This is a genomic window from Nocardia sp. CA-290969, from assembly GCF_050936135.1.
In the GTDB taxonomy this organism is placed as follows: Bacteria; Actinomycetota; Actinomycetes; order Mycobacteriales; family Mycobacteriaceae; genus Nocardia.
This window is the reverse complement of record NZ_JBNJNJ010000001.1, coordinates 1,316,591-1,341,847: the sequence shown is the minus strand read 5'-3', so window position 1 is coordinate 1,341,847 and position 25,257 is coordinate 1,316,591. Positions and strand designations below refer to the sequence as shown.

Genomic DNA, 25,257 nt, shown 5'->3' with positions numbered 1-25,257 from the left:
CGCCGGACGCCGCGGCGGAAAGACGCGAGAGCGCGACCCGTTACCAGCCGCGTTCGGCGAGGCGGTGCGGCTGCGCGATCTCCTCGACATTGATGCCGACCATCGCCTCGCCGAGTCCACGGGAGACCTTGGCCAGCACGTCGGGGTCGTCGTAGAAGGTGGTGGCCTTCACGATGGCGCTCGCGCGCTGCTCCGGGTTACCGGACTTGAAGATGCCCGAGCCGACGAACACGCCCTCGGCGCCGAGCTGCATCATCATCGCGGCATCGGCGGGAGTGGCGATACCGCCCGCGGTGAACAACACCACCGGCAGCTTGCCGGTTTCGGCGACCTCACGGACCAGCTCGTAGGGCGCCTGCAGCTCCTTCGCCGCCACATAGAGCTCATCGGCGGGCAGCGCGCCCAGCCGCTTGATCTCCTGGCGGATCTGCCGCATATGGGTGGTCGCATTCGAGACGTCGCCGGTGCCGGCCTCACCCTTGGAACGGATCATCGCCGCGCCCTCGGTGATCCGGCGCAGCGCCTCACCGAGATTGGTGGCACCGCAGACGAACGGCACGGTGAACTGCCATTTGTCGATGTGGTTGGCGTAATCCGCGGGAGTGAGCACCTCGGATTCGTCGATGTAGTCGACCCCGAGGCTCTGCAGGACCTGCGCTTCGACGAAATGACCGATACGCGCCTTGGCCATGACCGGGATCGAGACGGCCTCGATGATCCCATCGATCATGTCCGGATCGCTCATCCGCGACACTCCGCCCTGGGCCCGGATATCGGCGGGTACCCGCTCGAGCGCCATCACCGCGACGGCACCGGCGTCCTCGGCGATCTTGGCCTGATCCGGGGTGACCACATCCATGATCACCCCGCCCTTGAGCATCTCGGCCATACCGCGCTTCACGCGGGCGGTACCGGCCTCGCGGGTCGCTTCGGTGGTCTGGGTGGTCTCGGGCGTGGTCACGGCAGCTCCTGTGTCCGGTGCAGGGGAAATAGTCGATGAACACCACGATTCTAGGGGGGCCGCAAATCCGCCTTCATATCCAGTCGGAGCCGACTGGACTGATCACCACCTGGTGTTATGCGCGGCCCCGCGGAGACTGGACCGGTGAAAAAACACCGCCGGGCCGGTGTGACACCGGCCCGGCGGGGCATGGAGAACCGATTCAGATCGGGTTGACCACCAGCAGCTTCGCCCAGTACTCGGCGGCGCCGGGCCCGAGAATCGGCAGCAGGTAATCGAACAGGATGTAGGACACGTCTTCACCTCCACACACCGAATCGACAAATCCTCGGTGCGTCAAACCGTGTGCGACCCTATCACGCCAGTGAGGTACATCACTGTATCTTTGGCGCCGACTCCGTCGGCGCGGGGTTTGGCCCCCCTTGGTCCCTGCGTTCAGCCCCGCGATACTCGCGCCTGCGGCGCATTGTCTCGCGGGGCTGAACGCAGGGACGGGCCAAACCCTCCAAATGCCTCGCTGAACTCGGCGCCGCCGTGGTTGCGTTCGATTTCGGGGGCGATGGAAACGCGCCTGTTGCGGGATTGTATGACGGCCGCGCCGGCTTATCGAATGGATCGAACCTCGGGGTCGGTGTCTGCATCGGCGGCCCGGGCGGCTTCGGGGAGTAGTTGGTCGAGGTGGTAGGGGTAGACCGTTTCGCCGGCGGCGTCGAGTGCGCGGATAGCGGCGGGGTCGCACCAGCGGCTACCGGTGATCGAACGCTGTTCCACATAGGTCAGGTTCGCGGGTTCGGGCTCGTATTCGGCGACCCGTAGGGCGAAGAAGAGTTCTTCGGAGCGGATCAGGTCGCCGTTGAAGGGGAAGACCGCCACCCGGCGCCAGAGCGGGCCGCGGAGGGCGGCCGGGTCGGCGCGGTATCCCGTTTCCTCGTGGAGTTCCCGGACCGCCGCCTCACGCAGGCTTTCGCCCGGTTCCATGCCGCCGCCGACGGTGAACCAGAACGACACCTCCGGGAGCATCGGGTCGTGGCCGCGCATGAGCAGGATCCGGTCCTGTTCGTCCAGGATCGCGACCCGGGCCGATACCCGGGTGGTGTCGACCTCCAGGCCGGTCGCGGCGGCGGGGGTGGCGCGTTCGGCGATCTCGAAGTATGCGGGCATGGGCGCGGTGCCGCCCAGACGCAGCCAGCGCACCGTGCGGCGGGTACGCAGCGCGAGGGTGTCGCGGACGGCGTCGTTGTGGAAGCGGCGGGCGATCAGCACCCGGGCCTCGGCGTCGGCGAGTTCGGCGACCTGCTGCGGTGGCAGCCGGGCGATATCGACGGCCGACAGGGTCGCGGCCAGCTGGTTCTCCACCGCTTCCCGCTCGTCGCGGCCGGTGCGTTCGGCCCGATCGGCGAGGACGGTCAGGCGGCGGGCCAGTTCGCCGGGTTTCGGGTCCGCGCCGGGGTCCGGCGGGCCGGTCCCGCGCAGCGATATGGCGACCGCCCGGGCCACCACCGCGCGGCGGGCAAGCGCCGCTTCCAGCGCGTGCCAGGCGAGATCGGTGCGTACATGCAGGCGGTCCAGCCGGTTGGCCGTGGAGTAGGCCCAGACTCCCAGGGCGACGACGAGGGCCGCGACCAGCGCGAGGACCAGGACGGTGGTCGCGGAGAAGGTGATCATCCGGCCACCCGCACCCGCAGATCGCCGACAACCACGGTTTCGTAGACCCGCAGGATCTGTTCGGCCACCACCGGCCAGTCGTAGGAGGCCACCACCTGGGTCGCGGTCCGCACCAGCTCGGCCCGGCGCGCGTCATCGGTGAGCAGGCCGCTCAACGCCTCGGCCAGCGCCGCCGAATCGCCGGTCGGCACCAGCACACCGGCGGCGCCGTCACGCAGCACCCGCCGGAAGGCGTCCAGTTCGCTGGCGACCACCGCGGTCCCGGCGGCCATCGCCTCGATCAGGATGATGCCGAAACTCTCGCCGCCGAGGTTCGGTGCCACGTACACATCGGCGCTGCGCATGGCCGAGGCCTTCTCCAGATCCGAGACCTGCCCGAGGAAACGCAGATGCCGGGCCAGCGGACCGGCTTCCCGGCGCAGCCGGGCCTCGTCGCCGCGGCCCACGACCAGTACCTCGACCTCGGGATGCCGTGCGACCAGCACCGGCAGCGCACCCAGCAGCACCTGCATTCCCTTGCGGGGTTCGTCGTAGCGGCCGAGGAAAAGCACCGTCCCGCCCGCCCGCGGATACCCCGGCAGCAGCGGTGCCCGGCTGAACGCCTGCACATCGACACCGTTGGGGATCTCCACCGCATCCGAGCCGAGCGCTTCGACCTGCCACCGCCGCGCCAGTTCCGAGACCGCGATCCGCCCACTGATCTTCTCGTGGTAGGGCCGCAGCACACCCTGGAATGTCGACAGGATCAGTGATTTCGTGGTGGAGGTGTGGAAGGTGGCGACGATCGGGCCCTCGGCGATCTTCAACGCCAGCATGGACAGGCTGGGCGCGTTGGGTTCATGGATGTGCAGCACATCGAAATCGTTGCTCTCGATCCATTTCCGGATCCGGGTGTAGGCGGTGGGTCCGAACGACAGCCGGGCCACCGAGCCGTTGTACGGGATCGCGACGGCACGACCGGCCGACACGACGAAATCGGGCAGTTCGGTGCCGTCCGTGGCAGGTGCCAGCACACTCACCTTGTGCCCGCGTTCGCGGAAAACCTGCGCCAGCTCCACCACATGCGCCTGCACGCCGCCCGGTACGTCGAACGAGTAGGGACAGACCATGCCGATTTTCATGGGGCGCGATCCCCGGCGGCGTCGACCGAACGGGTGTTGCGCCGCGCCTGTTCGGCCGCGATCCGGTCCAGCCGGGCTTCGGACAGGTCCGTTTCCCACAGCGGCTGCAACATATGCCAGTCGGCGGGATGTTCGGCGATCCCGGTGGCGAAACAGTCGGCCAGCGCCTGGGTGGCGGCGGCGACACCATCGGAGACGTCCAGGGGTTCGCGGGTGCGCACCAGCCAGCCCTCGCGGCCGCTCGCGTCGACGGTGAACCAGACGTGTACCGGCATGAGCGCGGCCCCGGTTTCGATGGCGAGTTTCGCCGCGCCCGCCGGCATCCAGGTGCGTTCGCCGAAGAAGGTGACCGGGATCCCGCGGCCGGTGAGATCCCGCTCCCCCATCAGGCAGACCACCCTGTTCTCCCGCAACCGCTGTGCCAGCGCGGTGAACGGCGGTTGTTCGCCGCCGGTCAGCGGGAACACCTCGAACCCCAGGCTTTCCCGGTAGGCGACGAAACGTTCGAACAACGATTCCGGTTTCAGCCGTTCGGCGACGGTGGTGAAGGTGCCGTAGTTCTGCACCAGCCAGGTGCCGGCCATATCCCAGTTCCCCGAATGGGGCAGCACGAACACCACACCGCGACCGCGGGCCAGGGCGGCGTCGAGATGTTCGCGGCCCTCGACGACGATCCGGCCGGAATCCACGAGGTCGCGGTGATCCATGGCCGGCAACCGGAATGCTTCGCGCCAATACCGGGCGTAGGAACGCATACTCGCCCGGACGAGTTCGCCGGGAACCGCCTCGGGCGAGGTGCCGAGCACGCGGGCCAGATTGCGCCGCAACTGCTCGGGCCCGCCTTTGCGGGCCGCGAAATCGGCGCCGCGGTCGAACAATCCGCGGGCCGTGGATTCGGGCAGGGCGCGCACCAGCCGCCAGCCCGCGGCGTATCCGCGATCGCTCAGCGTCGCCCGCAATCCGCTCACGACGGCTGCTCCGTTTCCGGATTCGCGGTGCCCAGAATCTCCCGGGCGCCGGGCGAGTTTCGCACCGCCAGCACCCGCTGGGCCACCGTCACGATACTGAGCACGGCCAAGATCCACATGGCCACATGCACTGCCCAGGTGAGCCATTCGATCCCCCAGTGGCCGCCGATACCGGTGAGCCCGGCACCGACGAGCACGATCACCAGCCGGTCGGGCCGCTCGATGAGCCCGCCGTCGGCGGACAGTCCGCTGGCCTCGGCGCGGGCCTTGGCATAGGAGATGACCTGCGAGGTCACCAGCACCACGAGGGTCGCGACGAACAGGGCTTTGCTCTGCTCGTGATACACCGCCCACCAGGCCAGGCCCCCGAAGATCGCGCCGTCGGCGACGCGGTCGCAGGTGGCGTCGAGGACGGCGCCGTAGCGGGTGCCGCCGCCGCGGGCCCGCGCCATCGCGCCGTCGAGCATGTCGAACATGACGAACAGCCAGATCACCATGGTTCCCCAGAACAGATGCCCGGTGGGGAACAGGGTGACGGCCGCCGCGATCGAGGCGGCCGTGCCGATCAGGGTGACGGCGTCGGGCGTGAGACCGGTACCGACCAGTGCTCTGCCGAGCGGCGCGGTGGCCTTGGCGAAGGTCGCCCGCCCGAAAATGCTCAGCACCTACGCCTCCTGCTCGGTTCCGCGGGATATCCGCGTACGGCCGGCCCCGGCGCGGCGCGGAGTTCCGGTCATCTACGCCTCTTCCCAGGCCGACGCCAGCAGGGCCCGCGTTTCGCGCAGCAGCTGCGGCATCACCTTCGCCCCGCCGATCACGGTGATGAAATTGGCGTCGCCGCCCCAGCGGGGCACGATGTGCTGGTGCAGGTGGTCGGCGAGCGAACCGCCCGCGACCCCGCCCAGGTTGAGCCCCACGTTGAATCCGTGCGGGCGCGACACCTTCTTCATCGTGCGAATGGCCCGCTGGGTGAACGCCATCAGCTCGGCGGCCTCGGCGGCGGTGAGATCCTCCAGGTTCGCCACCCGGCGATACGGCACCACCATCATGTGCCCCGGGTTGTACGGGTAGAGGTTCAGCACCGCGTACACCTGTTCGCCGCGCGCGACGACCAGCCCGTCCTCGTCGGACATCTCGGGGATATCGGTGAACGGATGACCCGTCGCACCCTTGGGCGCCGACGTGGCCGCCTCCGCGATATAGGACATCCGGTACGGCGTCCACAACCGCTGCAACCGATCCGGTTCGCCCGCACCGCGATCCACGATTTCCCCGGCCGCGGCGTCCGCGGCGGTTTCGTCCGATGCGGTCAGACCGTCCGGCACCGTGCGCTCACTCATAATCCATACCCTTTCCCCGCCCGGGCGGACCCGGTATCACTCCGGCGCACCGCCCGCGCCGTCCACCAGGGGACGCACCGACTCCGCGGTGGGTGAGCTGTTGTCCCGGCGGTGAACCCAGTCCACGACCACCCGGACCGCGTCGGCCACCGGCACACCGTTGACCTGGGTTCCGTCGCGGAACCGGAAGCTCACCGCGCCCGCTTCCACATCCCGCGCCCCGGCCAGCAGCATGAACGGCACCTTCTGCGCGGTCTGATTGAAGATCTTCTTCTGCATCCGGTCGTCGCTGCGATCCACCTCCGCGCGTACCCCGGCGGCCCGCAACCGGCCGACCACACCGTCGAGGTGTTCGACGAAGGTGTCGGCGACCGGGATCCCCACCACCTGTACCGGCGCCAGCCACGCCGGGAAGGCACCCGCGTAGTGCTCGGTGAGCACCCCGAAGAAACGTTCGATCGACCCGAACAGCGCCCGGTGGATCATCACCGGCTGCTTCTTGGTGCCGTCGGAGGCGGTGTACTCGAGTTCGAACAGGCCGGGTTCGAAGAAGTCCAGCTGGATGGTCGACATCTGCCAGTTGCGGCCCAGCGCGTCGCGGGTCTGCACCGAGATCTTCGGGCCGTAGAACGCGGCGCCGCCCGGATCCGGGATCAGTTCCAGCCCGGAGGCCTCTCCGACCTGGCGAAGGGTTTCGGTGGCTTCGTCCCACAGCTCGTCGGAACCGACGTACTTGTCCGGGTCCTTGGTGGACAGCTCCAGGTAGAAATCGTCGAGACCGTAGGCCTTCAGCAGGTCGAGCACGAACCGCAGGGTGCCGGTCAGCTCTTCGACGACCTGTTCCTGGGTGCAGTAGATATGCGCGTCGTCCTGGGTGAAGCCGCGGGCGCGGGTCAGGCCGTGCACCACCCCGGACTTCTCGTACCGGTACACCGAACCGAATTCGAACAACCGCAGCGGCAGTTCCCGGTACGACCGGCCCCGGGACCGGTAGATCAGGTTGTGCATCGGGCAGTTCATCGGTTTGAGGTAGTAGTCCTGCCCCGGCTTACGGACGGTGCCGTCCTCGTTGAGTTCGGCGTCCAGATGCATGGGCGGATACATACCGTCGGCGTACCACTCGAGGTGCTTGGAGGTCTCGAACAGATGCGCCTTGGTGATATGCGGAGTGTTGACGAACTCGTAGCCCGCCTCCACATGCTGGTGGCGCGAGTAATCCTCCATCTCCTTGCGGATGATGCCGCCCTTCGGATGGAACACCGGCAGGCCGGAACCGAGTTCGTCGGGGAAGGAGAACAGATCCAGTTCCGCACCGAGTTTGCGGTGATCGCGCTTTTCGGCCTCGGCGAGCATGGTCAGGTATTCGTCCTGCGCCTCCGCCGATTCCCAGGCGGTGCCGTAGATACGCTGCAGGCCCTCGCGGTTCTGGTCGCCGCGCCAATAGGCGGCGGAACTGCGGGTGAGTTTGAACGCCGGGATGAACTTGGTGGTGGGGATATGCGGACCCCGGCACAGATCGCCCCAGACACGTTCGCCGGTGCGCGGATCGAGGTTGTCGTAGATGGTCAGCTCGTTACCGCCGACCTCCATGATCTCCGGATCGTCGATACCGGATTTGTCCCCGATGAGTTCGAGTTTGAACGGCTCCTTGGCCAGTTCGATCCGGGCCTGGTCCACCTCGACCACCCGCCGGGCGAACCGCTGCGCACCCTTGACGATCTTCTTCATCCGGGTCTCCAGCTTGGCCAGATCCTCGGGAGTGAAGGGGCGGTCGACCCGGAAGTCGTAGTAGAACCCGTCCTTGATGGGCGGCCCGATCCCCAGGACAGCCTCCGGGAATTCCTGCTGCACCGCCTGGGCCAGCACATGCGCGGCGGAATGCCGGATCACGCTGCGCCCGTCCTCGGTGTTCGCGGCGACCGGAACGACCTCGGTATCGAGTTCCGGCGCCCAGGAGAGGTCCTTCAGATCACCCGCGGCGTCCCGGACGACGACCACGGTGTCCGGACCCTTGGTCGGCAGGCCCGCCTCCCTAACCGCGGCACCCGCCGTAGTCCCGGCCGGCACCCGGACGGGGGTGACTGGGCTGCGGGGGGCTGTGGTGGTCACGGTGGCGCTCTCCTCGGGTTCCGCGGCCGGATCCGCTCCGGCTCGCTCGGGCTTCGGACGGACCGCCACTACTCCCGGCTACCCCGGTTCGGTGACGGCTTCTCCGTCGATCGGTAACCGGGCATTGCCCGGCCGCGACCATGCTATCGGGACACACCCGGACGCGTGTCGATGGACCGGGCCGGACACCGGACGCCCCGGCCACCGCGGGACTCCCGGTAGGCGTGGCGGGCGCTCCCGGCCGGCGAACCGAAGGAGGCGACGGATACAGCCCCCGCGACGAAGACGGACTCACCGGGGTGGCCACCACGACGACGAGCCGACGCCGCACCCGGCTCGAACCGTCCGGCGCCGATACTCCGCCCGATGGCGCAGCGGTGACACGGCCTGCTGTGACATCCCCAGGACCTCGACCGGCACCCGCAGTGACGCGCCGGCCCTTCGTCGGCTGCCCGCGGCCGACCGGTGCGGCGAGCGGTCATCGCCAGCGGAGTGGGACAACTTCGGCGCACTCGGCGCGGTGCTCGGCCCGTCCGGCAGACCGTGCCGGCCGACACGCCGCGGCGTGTGCAATCGTGCGATCTACCGGCGGGTTCCCACTTTCGGCGGGGGCGTGCTCGCACGTCCTGCGGAGGACTAGGCGCGCCGTGCGTAGTCCGCGAGCAAGGCCGCACGTTCGGTCGGCGGGCGCTTGGGGCAGCTCACGCATTTTTCACAGTTCGGCGCCTCGTAGACGAGGCAGCACGAGGCGCGCTTCACGAACGTCCGGCCGCCGACCTCGACGAACCGGGGGGCGGGCAGTGCGGACCCGATCTCGGCGGCGAGCCGCTGCCCGATCTCCGGGGCCCGCGCATCGACCGCCCAGCTGGCGACGACATCGGTCACGACAGCCCACAGCGCCGGCCCCCGCACCCCCGAGACGGCACTGATCCGGTCGATCACGGTGGACAAGGTCGCGCGTAGCGCCACCGGGATTTCACCCGGGCCGGCCGGCTCACCGCCCGGCCCGCCGATCACAGTCCGTGCACCGGACGGAGCCGCTGCCGCACCCACTCCGGATTCGGGGGCGCCGATCCGCACCCGCGGCGTGCCGTCGCTGTCGGCGCGCGTGGAACGGGTTCGCGGTTCGACGACGTGCCGGAGCTCCGCGGGACCGGCGGCATCGGCATCGGTATCGAGGAACCGGACCTTCTCCACCGTGCCGTCCGGGCGTAACCACAGTTCCAGCCGGTCGAGGGCGGGCGCGGTGATCGGGGTTTCCCGGGCCAGTGCCCGCACCACCGGTTCGACCAGCGCGGAGGCGGTCATACACCACCACAGGGTGGCTCCCACCCGCATCGAATCGGTCCGCCAGGACGCGTTGAGTTCCGCGATCCGGGCGGCCAGCCACGATTCGTCCGCCAGCATCTCCCCCCGCGCCGTCCTCACGACATCAGGGGACTGTGCAACCACTGCCATTCGACTCCGATCCAGTCGCCGACCAATCCGAACGTGCCGAGCACCCACAGCGTCGCCACGACCACCGCGCAGGTCGCCAGGAACGCCAGCACCTGCATCAGTGGCCCACGGGAGATGTACCAGGCCATCCCGCGCCGGTACTTGTCCCGTAACCAGACCAGCGCGTGCCGCGCCACCGCGAATTCGGTGGCGAGGATGCCGATACCGGCGAATACCAGTGCCCAGCCGGGCCCGGGGAACGGAATGGTGATGATGCCGACCACGAGCACCACGGTGCCGACCACCGCCACCCCGACCCGGTAGACCAGCTCGAGCGTAGGGCGCCCCGCGATCCGCCCCCGGAAGGCGCGCCAGAACGCCGGCCCCGAACCGGCCGGGCCCTCGTCGGTCCCGGAATCGGACCCCACCGGGCGGGTACTCGCCGCGTCGCCATCGACGGCGGTTTCGGAAGATTTCTCCACGAAACCAGCCTACGAGTCGGCATTACAACAAGACCCGGGGCCCGCATCGGTTCACGGCGGCGCCGAGGTGCCTTCAGGGTCCCGATCGGCCGGGAGGAACGCCGAGCCGGGCCCCTGTGGCACGCGGTAGCAGCGAATGCGGCGGGGCCGCCTCGATGGCCCGGCCGAGGGAGCGCGCGAACCCGCGCCGCCGGATGCGGCGCGGGTTTGCGCGGTAGGTTCATGGACGAGCTGGGACTGCGTAGCCGTCCGGCGGCTACTTCCCGGCCGAGGCCGGCTCCCTGTGCAACTGCTCGAGTACGCCGTCGTTGTCCTCGATCGGCGCGATCCCGTCCACCCGGACCTCGATGAGCCGGGCGCTGGCGATATCGAAGAACAACCCGGAAACGGTGACCCCGCGTTCCTCGGTGGCGCGCCCGACCGACGGATGCCGGCGCAGGTTCTCCAGCTGGACGGCGATGTTCACCATGCTCAGCTGCTCGACCGGCCCGAACCCGGCGGCCTCGGCAGCCCGGCCCACGGGATGCCCGGCGCGGTAACGGTCGAGGCTGGGCTGCCCGTATTCGAGCCAGCGGTCGATGCCCGGCCCTGCGGATTCACCCGAGTGCAGGGCACCCATCGCCCCGCAGGAGGAGTGACCGCAGACCACCACCGAGCGCACATTCAGTTTCTCGAGCGCGAAGATCAGCGCCGCTTCGACCGAGGCGTCACCTTCCTCGGGCACCAGGTTGCCGACATTTCGGACGGTGAACAGATCGCCCGGCCCGCTGTTGGTGATCACATTCGGCACGATCCGGGAATCGGAGCAGGTGAGGAAGAACGAATCCGGGTCCTGCCCGTCACGCAGTTCGTCCAGATGCGGCCGCATCAAATGGGCGTGGCTGCGATGGTAGGCCGCGATCCCGCTGACCAGCGGATCGTTTCCGGCGCCGGATTTGTCCGCCGCCGCGTCGCGGTCGATCCGCCACGGCCCGAGGACGTCGTCGAGCACCACCCGGCCCAGGCTGCGCGACGGCGGCGCCGCCTCGGCCCGCGCCATCCGCGCCTCCCCGATTTCGACGAAATCGACTGTGCCGCCGTTACTCTCGTGTTGCCGGGCCCAGTCGGTGATGGCGTCGTAGGCGGCGTGGTCGAGGAAGTCGACGGTCATCTCCACCGTCACCGCGACACCGTGCGGAACCTTCGCGAAGGTGGTCGACAGTTTCGGCAGCGACAGGAAGGTGCAGGAACCGTCGATCCGGATCAGCCAGCGCTCGGTGCCGCCGAGCGGTTCGGCGGTGACCGCGACCCGCACGACCCGCCAGATCAGCAGCGCGAAGGCCAGCGCCAGTCCGATGAGCACACCCTCGAGCAGGTTCAGGAACACCACCGCGAGCAGCGTGACGGCGTAGACGAGCAGATCACCGGTGCGGTGGGCGAGCCGGATATGCGCCAGTTTCACCAGCTGCGTGCCGATGACGATCAGCAGGCCGGCCAGCGCGGCCAGCGGAATCTGTTCCACGAGCGAGACCAGGGCCACCGAGAAGACCAGAACCCAGACACCGTGCAAAACCGCCGAGGCGCGGCTGCGGGCGCCCGCGGCGACGTTGGTGGAGCTGCGCACGATCACGCCGGTGACCGGCAGCCCGCCGAGCAGGCCCGAGAGCACGTTCGCCGACCCCTGGCCGATCATCTCGCGGTCGAAATCGGCGCGCGGGCCGGTGTGCATCTTGTCGATCGCGACGGCCGACAGCAGGCTTTCCACGCTGGCGATGAGCGCGAAGGTGAGGATCATCACCACGACCGCGGCCCAGTCGCTGCGGGGCAACTCCGGTAGGCCGATCGCGTCGAACAGCGAGCCGTCGATGGTGACCCGTTTGACGTCGAGGGACAGCACCAGCGACAGTGCGGTGGCCACGACGACCGCGGCCAGCGCCCCCGGAACGACCTTGACGCGTTCGGGCAGGTATTTCCAGCCCAGCATGATGGCGATGACCACCAGGCCGATGAACGCGGCCGGCCCGTGCAGCGAAAGCAGTTGCGCGGGAAGTTCGGTGATATTGGTCCAGGCGGTGCTGTTGGATTCGCCGCCGAGCAGCACATGCAGCTGTTGCAGGGCGATGGTGACGCCGATACCGGCGAGCATGGCGTGCACTACCACGGGAGCCACCGCCAGCGCGGCGCGCGCGATGCGGCTCAATCCGAACAGGATCTGCAGCACGCCGGCGGCGACGACGATGAAACCGGTTACCTTCCAGCCGAATTGGTGGATGGATTCGGCGACGATCACGGTGAGTCCGGCGGCGGGACCGCTCACCTGCAGAACGGAACCGCCGAGCGCGCCGGCGACGATACCGCCGATCACGGCGGCAATGAGACCGGCGGCCACGGGGGCGCCGGAGGCGATCGCGATACCGATCGAAAGTGGTAGCGCGACAAGGAATACCACGATCGAGGCCGGTAGGTCGTGCCGCAGGATCGAGTTCAGCCAGGGGGGTACGGATCGGCTCGCGGACCCGGCGGCGCGCAGTTCCGCTGGGTCCGGACCAGATTCTGTCGCAGGGGAATTCGGAATTTTGGTTGCCATCGCTCTCCTTCGCCGACTCGGCCGGAGCCGAGGTCGGTTGACGATCAATATGTCCAGTCGGGCACAGACCGCGAACCGGCATCTCGCGGTGAAGTAGGTACTCGGCACGGCAACGGGCCGAGACTTAAACCGTCGCCATAGTATTAGTAAAGACTTAGCAAAGCCTGAGAGGGCACCTCCACTGCTGGTGATATCGCACCGAACTACGCCGTCCGATCGCTTCCGACTCGGATCGCTGTCGAAATACGCTGCAGAGCAAGAGATTATGAGTGGACGAACAGCGCCTGGACGGCCGGCCCGGACCCGCGGACGGGCCGGCGCCGAAGCTGTTCGTCAACTCCTCTTATAGTAAAGAACTACCCAAACTTGGCAATAGATTGGGCGTGACGAAAATGACAATCGCTGCCGAACCGCAATGTGTCGCGGCACGCCGGTGACGCCGGCCGGTGCTCAACCGATCGCGGCACGCAGCGCGGGACGGTCCAGCTTGCCGCGGGGTGTCCGCGGCAGCGCATCCAGCACCTCGATCCGCGCCGGCACACTCGGCGCCGGGAGCGCCGCACGCAACAGCCGGCGGATCTCCCCGGTGTCCGGCGCCCGTTCATCCACCACGACCGCGGCCACCGGCACCTGACCCCAGCGTTCGTCCGCGACCCCGAGACAAGCCGCCTCGGTAACCCCGGGGATCGCGGTGAGCGCGGCTTCCACCGCCGCCGGTTCCACATTGAGACCGCCCCGGATCAGCATCTCGCTGTCCCGGCCGGACAACCACAACCGCCTGCCGTCCAGCGCGCCGCGATCGCCCACCGAAACCCATCCGTCGACCGGGCCGTCCACCACGCCGGATTCGGTCAGATAACCGCGGAAGACCATATCGCTGCGCACGAACACCCGGCCGTCGCGGATCTGCACCTCGACCCCGTCGAACAACTCCCCGGCCGAATACTCACCCGCGGCGCCCGCGCCCGCGCCGGCGCCGGGTTCGACGGCCGCGCCGAGGCCCCGGTCGAACGAGACGAAGCTGAGTTCGGAGGCACCGTAGAAATGGGTGAGCGTCGCGTCGGGCAGCACCTCCTGCAGGGCGGCACGCCCGTTCCGGGGCCACCGCGCTGCCGAGGACAGGACTTCCCGTACCCCGGTGTACGGCGCACCCGCGGAACGCACGACATCCCAGGCGAGGGTCGGCACCGAGTACAGGTGGGTCGCACCGGCCATCAGCGCGTCCGTGGCGGGCCGCAGGTCGACCGTCGCGCCGCGGGTCAGGGCGTGCAGGGCACCGTAGAGAAAATGCGTATGGTCCAGCACCCCCGGCACCGCGACCGTATCGCCCGGCCCGATATCGAAGGCTCGGTCGGAGCGGTCCAGGGTGGCCGCCCAGGACGCCTGATCGCGGACGAAGAGCTTCGGTTCGCCGGTGGTCCCGGAGGTGATCCCCACCAGCAGTTCGGAATCCGGCCGGGCACTGCCGGGCGACCCGTCGCGTGCCAGTCCGGCCGCGGTCTGCGGCTGGCCGTCGAACCCCATCCGCCGCAACCGCCGGTGCTGCGCGGTCACCGCCACCACGGCACCGGGTCGCGTCACGGCCAGCACCCGCCCCAGCTGATCCGGCCGCAGATGCCGGTGCAACAGCACCACGCAGACCCCGGCCCGCACGGCTGCGGTCACCGTGACCAACGAGTCGATATCCGAGGTCGGCAAAACGGCGACCCGCCGCATTCCGGCCAAGCCCGCGGCGACCCGCGTAACCCGCTGCCAGAACCCGGAATAGTCGACACCGTGGCGAGCGGTCCGGACGGCCGGTGCCGCGGGACGGGACCGTACCTGTCGCGCGATCCGTTCGGCGAGCAGTTCAGTCATCGTCCACCCCGCGCGCCGCCAGCGCATCCCCCATCGCGTCGGCCGTCCGCAACGACCGCACCAGCACCGGCGTCACCAGCGCCGTCATCGACCACTGCAACCCCCGCGCCCGGCGGGCCTCGGCGACCTCCCGCACGATCGTCGCCAGCAGCGGTACGCACCGGATCGCCAGCGCCAGCAACAACCCGAGCCGGTCGGGGTCCACACCGATCCGCCGCAACGGGCCCAGCGCCCGGGTGACGGCATCGAGCATATCGGTGACCTTGGTGGTGAGCGTGACCAGCGCAGCCAGCGCCACCGACAGCAACAGCAACCCGCACACCACCAGCGCTCGTGCGGGTGAGGTGGTCAGTATCTGGAACACCGCGATGATCGCCAGCATCCACACCATCGGACGCAGTTGTTCGAGGGCGGTCCGCCACGGGATCCGGGCCAGGACGAACAACGCCGCCGCACCTGCCGCCACCACCCCGAGCTGGACGGGTGTGCGCACGAATACCGTTGCCGCCGTGATGGTCACGAGCAGCAACACGAGTTTCACCCCCGCCGGGGTGCGGTGTACCGGCGAATTCCCGGGGCGGTACAGCCCGATCACTCGACCAGGTCCCGGTAGGCCGGCAGGGCGGCGGCCGGTTCGCCGTCGAACGCCACCGCACCGTCGTCTACGACGATCACCCGGTCGAATCCGGCCAGCAGCGACAGCTGATGTGTCACCACGATCACCTGCTGGTCGACGGCGTCCAGCGCGTCGGCGATGATCCGGGCGTTGCGCAGGTCCAGCAGGGTGGTGGGCTCGTCGGCGACGATCACCTCCGGCCGCCGGATCAGCACCGCACCGAGCGCGAGCAACTGTTTCTGCCCGCCGGACAGCAGATGCGACGGATGGTCGGCATGCCCCGCGAGCCCGAACCGGTCCAGGATCTCGGCCACCCGCGCGGCGACCTCGGCTTTCGACAGGCCACTGCGGCGCAACGAGAACGCCAGATCCTCGGCGACCGTCGGCATGACGATCTGGGTGTCGGGGTCGGTGAACACGAACCCGACCTTGCGCCGCACCCGCGCCCCCTTGCGCGCGGTGTCGACACCGTCCACCGTCACGGTGCCGGAGGTGGGGGTGAGCAAACCGTTGATCATGCGGGCCAGGGTCGATTTCCCCGACCCGTTCGCCCCGACGATCCCGACCCGGCGTTCCACGATCCGCAGATCGATCCCGCGCAGCACCCGGCGGTCACCGAAGGAATGGCTCACCGACCCGAAAACGATCTCACTCATGCTGCGCCTCCCGGCATGAGCGCGGGCCCTGTGTGGGCACACCCGGCTACCGCCTGGCCTGACGCACTCGTGCCCGGCCCCACGGGCACGGCCGCGGGCCCGGCACGGTCAGGCCGCGTGACCGCATTCGTGCCCGACCGGTTCATGCCGTCCGCTCCAGGAGCATCGCGACTCCCTGTCCACCGCCGATGGCGCAGGCGGCGAGGCCGAGTTCGGGGCCGTCCGGGCGCAGCATCCGGCTCGCCAGCCGCGCCAGCAGGACCGCGCCCGACGCACCCCACGGATGGCCCATGGCGATCGCCCCGCCTTCCGGGCAGATCAGTGATTCGTCCAGGTCCAGTTCGTCGGCGACCGCCAGTACCACCGACGCGAAGGCTTCGGTGATCTCCACGACACCCACCTCGGATACCGTGCGGCCGGCCCGGTGCAGGGCCTTGTGAATCGCCGGTACCGGCCCCAGGCCGGGTAGTGCCGGATCTCCGGCGGCGACGGCCGTGGCCGCGATACGCAGTGCCGGGAGCCCGGCGGCCCGCTGAGGGGTGGTCACGGCGACGACCGCGGCGCCGTCGGAGATACCGCAGGAGTTCCCGGCGGTCGCGGTGCCGTCGGGGCCGAAACTCGGCCGCAGCCGGGCCAGGCGGGCGGTGGTCATCCCGCGGCGGATCCGCTCGTCGTGACGCACCCCCGCCACCGGCACGATCTCGGCCGTGAAATCCGCGGCCGCGGCCAGGGTATGCGATCGCGCCGCGTACTCGTCCTGGCGTTCCCGCGAGATGCCCCGGATCCGCGCGAGATCGTCGGCGGCGACACCCATATCGGGATCCGGGAAACCGGCCGGCGCGAACGGCGCCCGGGTGTAGCGCACCGGGTCGGCGTCCGCGGCGGGTGGCCAGAACCGCCACGGCGCGGTACTGGCCGATTCGGCGCCACCGGCCAGGATCAGCTCATCGGCGCCGCTGCGCACCCGCAGCGCCGCCTGGATCACCGCATCCAGCCCGGAACCGCACTGCCGGTCGACGGTCACCCCGGGCACCTCGGTGCCGAGGCCCGCCTGCAGCGCGGCGACCCGGGCCGGGTCGCCGCCCGGCCCCAGGCAGTTGCCGAGCACGACATCGTCGATCGGAGCATCGACACCCGCGTCCCGCAGCGCGCCGGCCACGGCGGCCAGCACGGGCGCCGCCAGATCGGTGACGGTGAGAGCGGCGAACCCGTGGCCGGCCGTGCCGATGGGGGTGCGCCGGGCGGCGACGAGAACAGCGTCGGTGCTCATACGAGCAAGTCTTTCAACCGACCGCGCGCGATCTTGCCGGCGGCCGTGGTGGGCATTTCCGGCACCGGCACCCAACGGCGCGGCATCGCTTCCTTGCTGAGCAGACCGCGTGCCCGCCGCCGGATCTCGCCGATTTCGGCACCATCCAATTGCACTGCCGCGGTGACGGTTTCGCCGAGCACGGCATGCGGGCTGCCGATGACGGCCGCCACCGCGACACCGTCGATGGCACCGAGCACGCGCTCGACATCCTCGGCGACGACGCTGGTTCCGCCGACGTTGATCACGGCCTCGCCCCGGCCGTGCACCCGCAACTCCCCGTCCGCGCCGAGTTCGGCGAGATCGCCCACGCAGAACCAGTCCGGCGCCCCGAGCACGGTGTACGGGGAACGCACGTGCAGCAGCCCGTCGCGAATCCGCGCCTGCACCGCGGGCAGCAGGCGCAGCGGTGCGGGAACCTCCCGGGCGGCGACGAGCGAGACCTCCGAAGCGCCGTAGTACTCGATGACCCGGAGGTGGCGCGCCGCGGCCAGTGCGCCCGGATCGGCCGCGATTCCGGCGACGATCGCGGTCCGCAGCCGGGGCGCCCGCGACACCAGTTCACGCAGCACCGAAGGGACCGCATGCACCACGGTCGCCCGGGCGGGGTCGTCGGTGACGCAGGCACCGCGCCACAGCGCGTGCAGCGCCCCGAACAGATGCATGGTCGCGTGCAAGGGGCCGGTGATCAGCACTCGGTCCCGCGGGGTCACGCCGGTGAGGTCGGTGAAAACCGGGAAACTGTCGTACCAGGACGCAGCGGTACGGGCCAGCGGACGCGGACGGCCGGTGGAGCCCGATGTCGCGACCAGCAGGAATGCCTCGGCGGGCCATTCGCCGCGCTTCGGTCGCGCCGCCGGGTCCTCGACGGCGACCGGTATCCCGCGACGCGCGGCCGCGCAGATACAGATGAGAGCGTCGGCGACCGGCAGCGTGGAGGCGTCGTAACCGCGTGGACCCGGCTCGTACCGATCGATCCAGCCGTCGACGGCGCGGTCGAGCTCCCGATAGGTGAGGGTGACGCCGGCGAGGTCGAGTGCGGGCGCCGCGCCGCTGCCGCCGAGTTCGGGGCTACCCACGGATCAAACCCGGATAGGCACGGTGCACGCCCTTGGCCACCATCGTGGCGACGACCACCTTGAGCAGGTCACCCGGCAGGAAAACGCCGTTGGCCTCGATCGCGGCGAGCGCGCCGAGGTCGGTGCGCACCAGCAGACCGAGGGTGCCGAACAGGTAGATGACCCCGATCCCGCCCGCCGCGTTGATCAGCAGTGCGGGCACCAGCGGATACTTCGGCACGATCCGCGCCGTGAGCAGGCCGATGACCAGCGCGGCCGGGATCCAGCCGATCAGGTACCCGGCGCTCGGGCCGGCCAGCGCGGTCAAACCCGTGCGCCCGCCGGACAGCAGCGGCAGGCCGATGATCGTCAGCGCGATGAACACCGCGACCGCCGCAGTGCCCTTACGCGCGCCCAGCACCGCCGGTGCCAGAATCACCCCGAGGGTCTGCACGGTGATCGGCACCCCGCTGAAGCCCACGGTGATCGCCCCCGGCAGGCCCAGTGCCGCGATGAGCGCGGCGAATACCGCGATCTGCGCCATATCCCGCGCGGTGATGCGAGTCTTCGGCGCCCGCGAGTCCTCGACACCGTTCATAACGCCATCCTTCGCATACCGAGCTTGAACGTCGTTCAAGATAGCAATGCGCAGATCGGCCACCCGCGCGACCCCGGCATGTTCCCCCCGGTCAGCCGCCGCGCGGGCGGCGGGCGCGCAGCCGGTCGAGGTCGGCGAGCAATGCGGCGTTGGCGTCTTCGAGGTCGAGGATGCGGCCGATACCGGCCAGGTTGACCCCCTGCGCCGCCAGCGTGGTGATGCGATGCAGGCGCGCCAGGTCGTCGCCGCTGTACCTGCGGGTGCCGCCCGCGCTGCGTTCCGGAGTGATCAGGCCGTGCTGCTCGTACAAACGCAATGTCTGCACCCCGACGCCGGCCAGATCGGCCGCTACCGAGATCGCATACACCGCCTGTCCCGAACCGGGCAGACGGTGATCGCGCCGCTGTGGATCCATACTCGTCCTCGTCTGCTCTGTAATGAGGTTTTCTAGTCTAACGTCTTGCACTCATATGTTGGCAATGGTAGAAAAAATCTGTGTCAGATGACGCAAGTTATCTGAATAATTCGATCGAGAACGGAGTGAGTTGGAGGTGGCGACCATGCTGATGCGCACCGATCCTTTCCGCGATCTGGATCGCCTCACACAGCAGGTGTTCGGTACCGCGGCACGCCCGGCCGTCATGCCCATGGACGCCTGGCGCGAGGGTGACGAATTCCTGGTGGAATTCGACCTGCCGGGTATCGACGTGGAATCACTGGACCTCGATATCGAACGCGATGTGGTCACCGTGCGGGCGACCCGGCCGGAGCTGGATTCGAACCGGTCGATGATCGCCGCCGAACGTCCCCGCGGGGTGTTCAGCCGGCAGTTGTTCCTCGGCGACGGCCTCGATACCGAGCACATCCGCGCCGATTACCGCGAGGGCGTGCTGCGGTTGACGGTCCCGGTCGCGGAAAAGGCCAAACCACGCAAGATCGAGATCGCCCGCAGCGACGGCCATCGGCAGGCCATCAACGCCTGATCGGTGCGGCGGAGTCTCACCGGGCCCGCGACGCGCAGTCGCGGGCGGCGGCGCGGAGGGCATCGGCCGCATGGCCAGCCGCACAGCGGCCGATGCCCGATCCAGCGGTCGGGTGCAGACTGGAGAGCCGAGACGCGTAGGACACGGACAGGTCCGGGCGTGCCGGACGGTGACCGCGGGGCCGGCCTCCGCACCTGCGGCCAGGGTTTCCGCCCGGCACCATGCCTGCCGGAAAGGATGACGATGACGCGAGCCCGGCCCACCGCCACCCATTGGGGAAATTACCTCGTCGGCACCGCCGCGGACGGCACATTGTCGGTGACACCGCACACAGCGGACCCGCACCCCTCCCCCATCGGGCGCTCGCTGACCGCACTCCACGATCCGGACCACCGGATAGCCCGCCCCGCCGTACGCCTCGGCTACTACCGCGACCGGTCGGCCGCCGACCCGGCACTCCGCGGCCGCGAACCGTTCGTCGAGGTCGGCTGGGACGAAGCCCTCGATATTGCCGCCGCAGCGCTGCGCGCCGCCCGGGCCGAAGGCGGGAACCGCACGATCTACGGCGGCTCCTACGGCTGGGCCGGCGCCGGCCGATTCCACCACGCACAAGGACAGATCCACCGCTTCCTGCAAATGTTCGGCGGTTACACCGCCTCCGTGAACACCTATTCCTTCGCCGCGGCCGAGGTGCTCATACCCCACGTTCTCGGGATGAACGCCTATTTCGCGGCCCGGCAGGCACCCACCACCGAGGAGATCAGCCGGCACTGTGCCCGCATCGTGTTCTTCGGGGGCGCCGCGCAACGCAATACCCAGGTCAATCCCGGTGGTATCGGGGCACATCCGGATCCCGCACGGCTCACCGCGCTACGCGAGGCGGGGGTCGATATCGTCCATATCGGGCCGGTACGCGACGACTGCGACCCAGCTCTCGGCGCACGCTGGATACCCTGCCGCCCGCACAGCGATACCGCGATCATGCTCGCGATGCTGCACACCCTGATCACCGAGGACCGGCACGATCGCGTCTTCCTCGACCGCTACTGCACCGGTTTCGACCGCCTCGCCGAGTACCTCACCGGCCACCGCGACGGCATAGCGAAATCACCGGAATGGGCCGCCGGTCTCGCCGACGTCCCGGCCGCCGAGATTCGCGATCTCGCCCGGCTGATGGCGCGCGACCGCTGCCTGATCGGACTCCCGTTCGCCCTCCAACGTGCCGAGCACGGCGAGCAGAGTTACTGGGCGGCCTGGGCACTCGCGGCCGCGCTGGGCCATATCGGTTCGCCCGGCGGCGGGGTGCTCATGGGCACCGGGATCGGTATGACCAACAATATGCAGCGCCGTTACCTACCCTTCGAAATCGGCACGCTACCGCAGCCGGGCAACCCGGTACCCGATATCGTTCCGGTCGCCCGGCTCTGCGAGATGCTGGAGCGTCCCGGCGCAACGTTCCCCTACGACGGCCGGGTGCTCACCTACCCGCCGATCGACCTGATCTATTGGGCCGGTGGCAATCCGTTCCATCACCACCAGGACCTCAACCGGCTGCGGCGGGCATGGACGCGGCCGCGCACCGTGATCGTCAACGAGATCAGCTGGACCGCGACTGCCCGGATGGCCGATATCGTGCTGCCCACCACCGCCTCCGCGGAACGCGAGGATTTCGCGGGCGGGCGCAGCGATCACTGGCTCACACCGATGCACCGGACCCTCGAACCGTACGGTCAGGCGCGCGACGACTACGCGATCTTCACCGGTCTCGCCGGACGACTCGGTTTCGCGGAGCGCTTCACCGAAGGACGCACCGCGCGGCAGTGGGTGGAGCACCTGTGGCACACCACCGTGGACAATGCCGCGGCCGCCGGTATCCGGTTGCCGGGTTACGCGGAGTTCCGTACCGGCGGGCCTGTCGATCTGCGGCCACAGCTACCGGAGTCCCGCCACACTCTCGAGCATTTCCGCGACGATCCGGAGCGGTATCCGCTCCGGACGCCGTCCGGCCGGATCGAACTCTTCTCCCGGACCGTTGCCGGTTTCGGCTATCCGGACTGCCTCGGCCACCCGGCATGGTTCCCGCCGCGGGAATGGCTCGGTAGCCCAGCGGCACAACGCTTTCCGCTGCATCTGCTCTCCCATCAGCCCGCGACCCGCCTGCACAGTCAGCTCGATCACGGTGTCACCAGCCGGGAATCCAAGATCCGCGGCCGCGAGCCGGTGCGGATGAATCCGGCCGACGCCGCCGCGCGCGGACTACGCGACGGCGATATCGTGCGGATCCACAACGACCGCGGCGCCCTGCTCGCCGGTGTCCGGATCAGCGATGCGGTACGGCCCGGCGTCGTGCATATGGCGACCGGCGCCTGGTACGACCCCCTGGACCCGGCCGACCCGGAATCGCTGGATATCCACGGCAATCCGAATACGGTCACCAACGATATCGGCACCAGTTCGCTGACCCAGGGCCCGTCGGCCAACAGTTGCCTGGTGGAGGCCGAACGCTACGAGGGCGAACTCCCGCCGCTGTCGGTTCGTACTCCGCCACCGACCGTGGCCGCCGGCACGATCCGCTGATTCCCGCGCCGGCAGCCCGCACGACCGTCCCATGGTGACGGCCCGGCGTCACAGCCGGTCCGGCAGCGCGGAGAACAGCGGGATGCCGATCAGCGACAGCACCGACATCGCGACCAGCGCGCGCATCACCTCAGATTGGTCGTATCCGATATCGGTGGCGGGCGGGGATGCCGTGCGGGCACCGAGGCCGCGTAACTGTGCAATGGGCCGGACCGAAGAGCGCCGCCGGTGTGCCCGCCGGGTCCCGGAACGGCTGCGGGAATAGAAAGTTGCCTGTTCAGGCGCCTGAACGAGCTGCCCGGAGTGAAGTAACCGGACGTTTACTTCGAGGCCTTGCCGCGTAACCGAGCCCGGTCGCACGCTACCGGCATGCACCACATCGCAGAACACGACGAGCGGCTCGGCACACAGCAGCGGGCGCGTGAGCGCGCGGTGTTCGACGGACAGGTCCGGCGGCTGCTGCCCACCGCGGCGACGCTGGCGACCCGCCGGCTCCGTGACCTGCTCCGGGCGGAACTGCGCTCCGGCGCGTTCGGCACCGGGCGGCTACCCGGCGAATCCGAGCTGATGACCCGGCACCGGGCCTCCCGCGACGTCGTCCGCGCGGCGCTCGACCTGTTGCGCCGGGACGGACTGATCGAACGCAGGCGCGGGCTCGGCACCGTCCCGATCCGCGAGGAGTACGTGGTCGCCGGGGCACCACCACCGGCGGGCCGATCGCTGGAGGAGCATCTGGGTCTCGGCCGGATCTCGCCGCGCCTGCTGCACTGGGCCTGGATTCCCGCCCCGCCGGTGATCGCGGGCCGGCTCGGCGCCGTGGCGGCCGGTGCGGACTGTCTCTGTATCGAGTACGTGCTGCTGCTCGACGACCGTCCGCTCGCGGTATTCACCAACTATCTACGCGGCCCGGAGGCGAGCGGCCTCGACCAGACCACCTTCCGGGACGATTTCTACACCCTGCTGTATTCGAGCGGGGTCGATCTCACCGGTTGTGATGTGGGCGTACAGGCCGGGCGTGCCGACGACTGCGCGGCGGCGCTGCTGCATATCCTGCCGGGCGAACCCGTCCTGCTGGTCGAGCAGACGATTCGCGACCCGTCGGGTTGCGCGATCGACTACGCCCTCGGCACCTGCCGCGCCGAACTCCAGCTGGAGATCGGCGGCATACCCCGAATCGATGCGACCGGCGCGCTGTCGCGCCGGCCGTGACGCCCACCGCGCTTGTCCTGCGCGTGTTTCCCGTACGCGACAGCACAGTTCGACCCGAGAACGAGGATCACCATGACCACCACAGTCCCGGCACCCCCGCTACCGACACTCACCGACGCCGCGGCGGCATTGCGCGCCGGTGAAACGAGCGCCACCGCACTCGTCGAACAGGCCCTCGCCGCCGCGGACACCGCGGACGGCGAGATCGGGGTGTACCTGACCCGGTTCGACGAGCACGCCCGGGCGGCGGCGGCCCGCACGGACGAGAAGATCGCGGCCGGGCAGCCGCTGGGCCCGCTCGAGGGTATTCCGGTGGGCGTCAAGGACATCCTGGCGCACTCCATGGGCCCGACCACCGCGCAGAGCCTGGTGCTGGACCCGGCGTGGGGCGCGGCGACCGGCGATTGCGTCGTGGTCCGCCGCCTGGAACGGGCCGGCGCGATCGTCACCGGCAAGACCACCACCATGGAATTCGCCATCGGCGCGCCCGATCCGGCCAAACCCTTCCCGATACCGCGCAACGCGTGGGACACCGGCAGATGGGCCGGTGGGTCCAGTTCTGGATCCGGCAGCGGAGTCGCCGCGGGGATGTTCTGCGCCGCGATCGGCACCGATACCGCGGGCAGTATCCGTATTCCGGCGGCGTTCAACGGCATCACCGGCCTCAAACCGACATTCGGCCGGGTCCCGAAATCCGGTGTGGTGCCGCTCGGCTACACCCTCGACCACGTCGGGCCGATGGCTCGCAGTGCCGCCGACTGCGCCGCCGTCCTCGCCGCGATCGCCGGATACGACAGCTCCGACCCGTACAGTTCCCGCAGGCCGATCGACGACTACCTCGGTGCCCTGACGGGCGATCTGCACGGCGTCACCATCGGAGTCGACGATCTGGACCGCTACGCCGGCGGCGGAATCGATCCCGCACAGCCGGCGCTGTTCGCCGCCGCCGTGGACACCCTGCGGGCGGCGGGCGCGCGGGTGGTTCCGGTGGAGCTGCCGATGTACCCGGAGCTGACGGCTATCGATATCGTCGTCATGCTCGCCGAGGCGCACGCCTACCACCGGACGGCACTGCGCACCCGATGGACCGACTACGGGCAGCCGACCCGGATCATCCTCGCGGGCGGGGCCGGGGTGAGCGGTCCGGATTACGTACAGGCGCAACGTGTCCGGCGTATCGCACAGCAGCGGATGGCGGAACTGCTCGCCGCGGTGGACCTGATCGTCACCCCGACCGGTCATCTGGGTGCCCCCGCGCTCGACACCATGGATCCCCTCGATCCGCTCGGCGTCCTGCCGTCGTTGCACACGCCTTATTGGAACCCGCTCGGCAACCCCACGCTCGCGGTGCCGATCGGACTGTCCGGTGCGGGCACCCCGCTGTCGATGTCCATCTCCGGCAGCCATTTCGGCGAGGCGGCCGTCCTGCGCGCCGGAGACGCTTTCCAGCGCCGGACCGATCACCACCTGCAGTACCCCACCGTCCACGGAGGAGAAATCCGATGACTACCGGCACCCCCGAACTCCGGTCCGGCGACCCTGCCGAGATCGCGGCGGTCGACGCGATGTATCGCCTGGTCGGCGAGATGGCCGCCCTACTGCACGGATTCGACGAGGCCCGCTACACCGACCCGAGCGGCGGCTTCACGGTCGGCTGAGCCGGCCCGCGGCACCGCGTGCGGACCCCGGGCCGGTCCCACACCCGGCCCGGTCCGCACGCAGGCACTTCCACCCACGCCGGTGAT

22 protein-coding genes are annotated in these 25,257 nt (G+C 69.6%); 5 read left to right on the top strand and 17 right to left on the bottom strand.

Features of this window, described 5'->3' with window-relative positions:
* Positions 1-40: 40 nt before the first annotated feature.
* The 17 genes from pdxS to ACQEVO_RS06260 form a co-directional block, all read right to left on the bottom strand.
* On the bottom strand, positions 41-961 hold the full coding sequence (gene pdxS, locus ACQEVO_RS06340) for a pyridoxal 5'-phosphate synthase lyase subunit PdxS (RefSeq protein ID WP_432909790.1): 921 nt from the start codon (positions 959-961) through the stop codon (positions 41-43).
* A gap of 603 nt (positions 962-1,564) precedes the next feature.
* Entirely contained in the window at positions 1,565-2,623 is a 1,059-nt protein-coding gene (locus ACQEVO_RS06335) for an NUDIX hydrolase (protein WP_432922394.1), read from the bottom strand.
* The gene (locus tag ACQEVO_RS06330) at positions 2,623-3,747 is read right to left on the bottom strand and encodes a glycosyltransferase family 4 protein (protein ID WP_432909788.1); all 1,125 of its coding nucleotides are present in this window, start codon (positions 3,745-3,747) and stop codon (positions 2,623-2,625) included. Before ACQEVO_RS06330 ends, ACQEVO_RS06335 begins: the two co-directional genes overlap by 1 nt.
* Positions 3,744-4,715, bottom strand: coding sequence for a phosphatidylinositol mannoside acyltransferase (locus ACQEVO_RS06325; protein WP_432909786.1), 972 nt, complete (start codon positions 4,713-4,715; stop codon positions 3,744-3,746). Before ACQEVO_RS06325 ends, ACQEVO_RS06330 begins: the two co-directional genes overlap by 4 nt.
* Positions 4,712-5,380, bottom strand: a complete 669-nt coding sequence (gene pgsA / locus ACQEVO_RS06320) for a phosphatidylinositol phosphate synthase (protein ID WP_432909783.1) — start codon at positions 5,378-5,380, stop codon at positions 4,712-4,714. The genes ACQEVO_RS06325 and pgsA overlap by 4 nt, the downstream gene beginning before the upstream one ends.
* Before the next feature lie 72 nt (positions 5,381-5,452).
* Positions 5,453-6,055: an HIT family protein gene (locus ACQEVO_RS06315; RefSeq protein WP_432909781.1), complete on the bottom strand. Its 603-nt coding sequence runs from the start codon at positions 6,053-6,055 to the stop codon at positions 5,453-5,455.
* Positions 6,056-6,091: 36 nt separating this feature from the next.
* Entirely contained in the window at positions 6,092-8,164 is a 2,073-nt protein-coding gene (gene thrS / locus ACQEVO_RS06310) for a threonine--tRNA ligase (RefSeq protein ID WP_432909779.1), read from the bottom strand.
* 636 nt (positions 8,165-8,800) lie between these two features.
* Positions 8,801-9,592, bottom strand: a complete 792-nt coding sequence (locus tag ACQEVO_RS06305; protein WP_432909777.1) for a (2Fe-2S)-binding protein — start codon at positions 9,590-9,592, stop codon at positions 8,801-8,803.
* Positions 9,589-10,083 (bottom strand): TIGR02611 family protein, encoded by a 495-nt coding sequence (locus ACQEVO_RS06300; protein WP_432909775.1) that lies wholly within the window; start codon positions 10,081-10,083, stop codon positions 9,589-9,591. The genes ACQEVO_RS06305 and ACQEVO_RS06300 overlap by 4 nt, the downstream gene beginning before the upstream one ends.
* 256 nt (positions 10,084-10,339) lie before the next feature.
* Complete coding sequence (locus ACQEVO_RS06295) at positions 10,340-12,649, bottom strand: SulP family inorganic anion transporter (RefSeq protein WP_432909773.1); 2,310 nt, start codon at positions 12,647-12,649, stop codon at positions 10,340-10,342.
* 450 nt (positions 12,650-13,099) lie between these two features.
* Entirely contained in the window at positions 13,100-14,506 is a 1,407-nt protein-coding gene (locus tag ACQEVO_RS06290; protein ID WP_432909772.1) for a class I adenylate-forming enzyme family protein, read from the bottom strand.
* The gene (locus ACQEVO_RS06285; RefSeq protein WP_432909771.1) at positions 14,499-15,101 is read right to left on the bottom strand and encodes an energy-coupling factor transporter transmembrane component T family protein; all 603 of its coding nucleotides are present in this window, start codon (positions 15,099-15,101) and stop codon (positions 14,499-14,501) included. Before ACQEVO_RS06285 ends, ACQEVO_RS06290 begins: the two co-directional genes overlap by 8 nt.
* The gene (locus ACQEVO_RS06280; RefSeq protein WP_432909768.1) at positions 15,098-15,778 is read right to left on the bottom strand and encodes an energy-coupling factor ABC transporter ATP-binding protein; all 681 of its coding nucleotides are present in this window, start codon (positions 15,776-15,778) and stop codon (positions 15,098-15,100) included. The genes ACQEVO_RS06285 and ACQEVO_RS06280 overlap by 4 nt, the downstream gene beginning before the upstream one ends.
* Positions 15,779-15,920: 142 nt before the next feature.
* Positions 15,921-17,048 carry a thiolase family protein gene (locus ACQEVO_RS06275; RefSeq protein ID WP_432909766.1) on the bottom strand — a complete coding sequence of 376 codons (1,128 nt, stop codon included), beginning with the start codon at positions 17,046-17,048 and terminating at the stop codon, positions 15,921-15,923.
* Positions 17,045-18,166 (bottom strand): class I adenylate-forming enzyme family protein, encoded by a 1,122-nt coding sequence (locus tag ACQEVO_RS06270; RefSeq protein ID WP_432909765.1) that lies wholly within the window; start codon positions 18,164-18,166, stop codon positions 17,045-17,047. The genes ACQEVO_RS06275 and ACQEVO_RS06270 overlap by 4 nt, the downstream gene beginning before the upstream one ends.
* Positions 18,159-18,743: a biotin transporter BioY gene (locus tag ACQEVO_RS06265; protein ID WP_432909763.1), complete on the bottom strand. Its 585-nt coding sequence runs from the start codon at positions 18,741-18,743 to the stop codon at positions 18,159-18,161. Before ACQEVO_RS06265 ends, ACQEVO_RS06270 begins: the two co-directional genes overlap by 8 nt.
* A 91-nt stretch (positions 18,744-18,834) precedes the next feature.
* Complete coding sequence (locus tag ACQEVO_RS06260) at positions 18,835-19,158, bottom strand: MerR family transcriptional regulator (protein WP_432909761.1); 324 nt, start codon at positions 19,156-19,158, stop codon at positions 18,835-18,837.
* Positions 19,159-19,303: 145 nt separating this feature from the next.
* On the opposite strand from ACQEVO_RS06260, the gene ACQEVO_RS06255 reads away from it, so the two are divergent.
* The 5 genes from ACQEVO_RS06255 to ACQEVO_RS06235 all read left to right on the top strand — a co-directional run bounded on the left by ACQEVO_RS06255 (position 19,304) and on the right by ACQEVO_RS06235 (position 25,170).
* Entirely contained in the window at positions 19,304-19,726 is a 423-nt protein-coding gene (locus ACQEVO_RS06255; RefSeq protein ID WP_432909759.1) for an Hsp20/alpha crystallin family protein, read from the top strand.
* A 243-nt stretch (positions 19,727-19,969) separates the two neighbouring features.
* The gene (locus tag ACQEVO_RS06250; RefSeq protein WP_432909757.1) at positions 19,970-22,303 is read left to right on the top strand and encodes a molybdopterin-dependent oxidoreductase; all 2,334 of its coding nucleotides are present in this window, start codon (positions 19,970-19,972) and stop codon (positions 22,301-22,303) included.
* Between the two features lie 369 nt (positions 22,304-22,672).
* The gene (locus tag ACQEVO_RS06245; RefSeq protein WP_432909756.1) at positions 22,673-23,512 is read left to right on the top strand and encodes a GntR family transcriptional regulator; all 840 of its coding nucleotides are present in this window, start codon (positions 22,673-22,675) and stop codon (positions 23,510-23,512) included.
* A gap of 72 nt (positions 23,513-23,584) precedes the next feature.
* Positions 23,585-25,018 carry an amidase gene (locus ACQEVO_RS06240; RefSeq protein WP_432909754.1) on the top strand — a complete coding sequence of 478 codons (1,434 nt, stop codon included), beginning with the start codon at positions 23,585-23,587 and terminating at the stop codon, positions 25,016-25,018.
* Positions 25,015-25,170 (top strand): hypothetical protein, encoded by a 156-nt coding sequence (locus ACQEVO_RS06235; RefSeq protein WP_432909752.1) that lies wholly within the window; start codon positions 25,015-25,017, stop codon positions 25,168-25,170. The genes ACQEVO_RS06240 and ACQEVO_RS06235 overlap by 4 nt, the downstream gene beginning before the upstream one ends.
* The last annotated feature ends 87 nt before the right edge of the window (positions 25,171-25,257 follow it).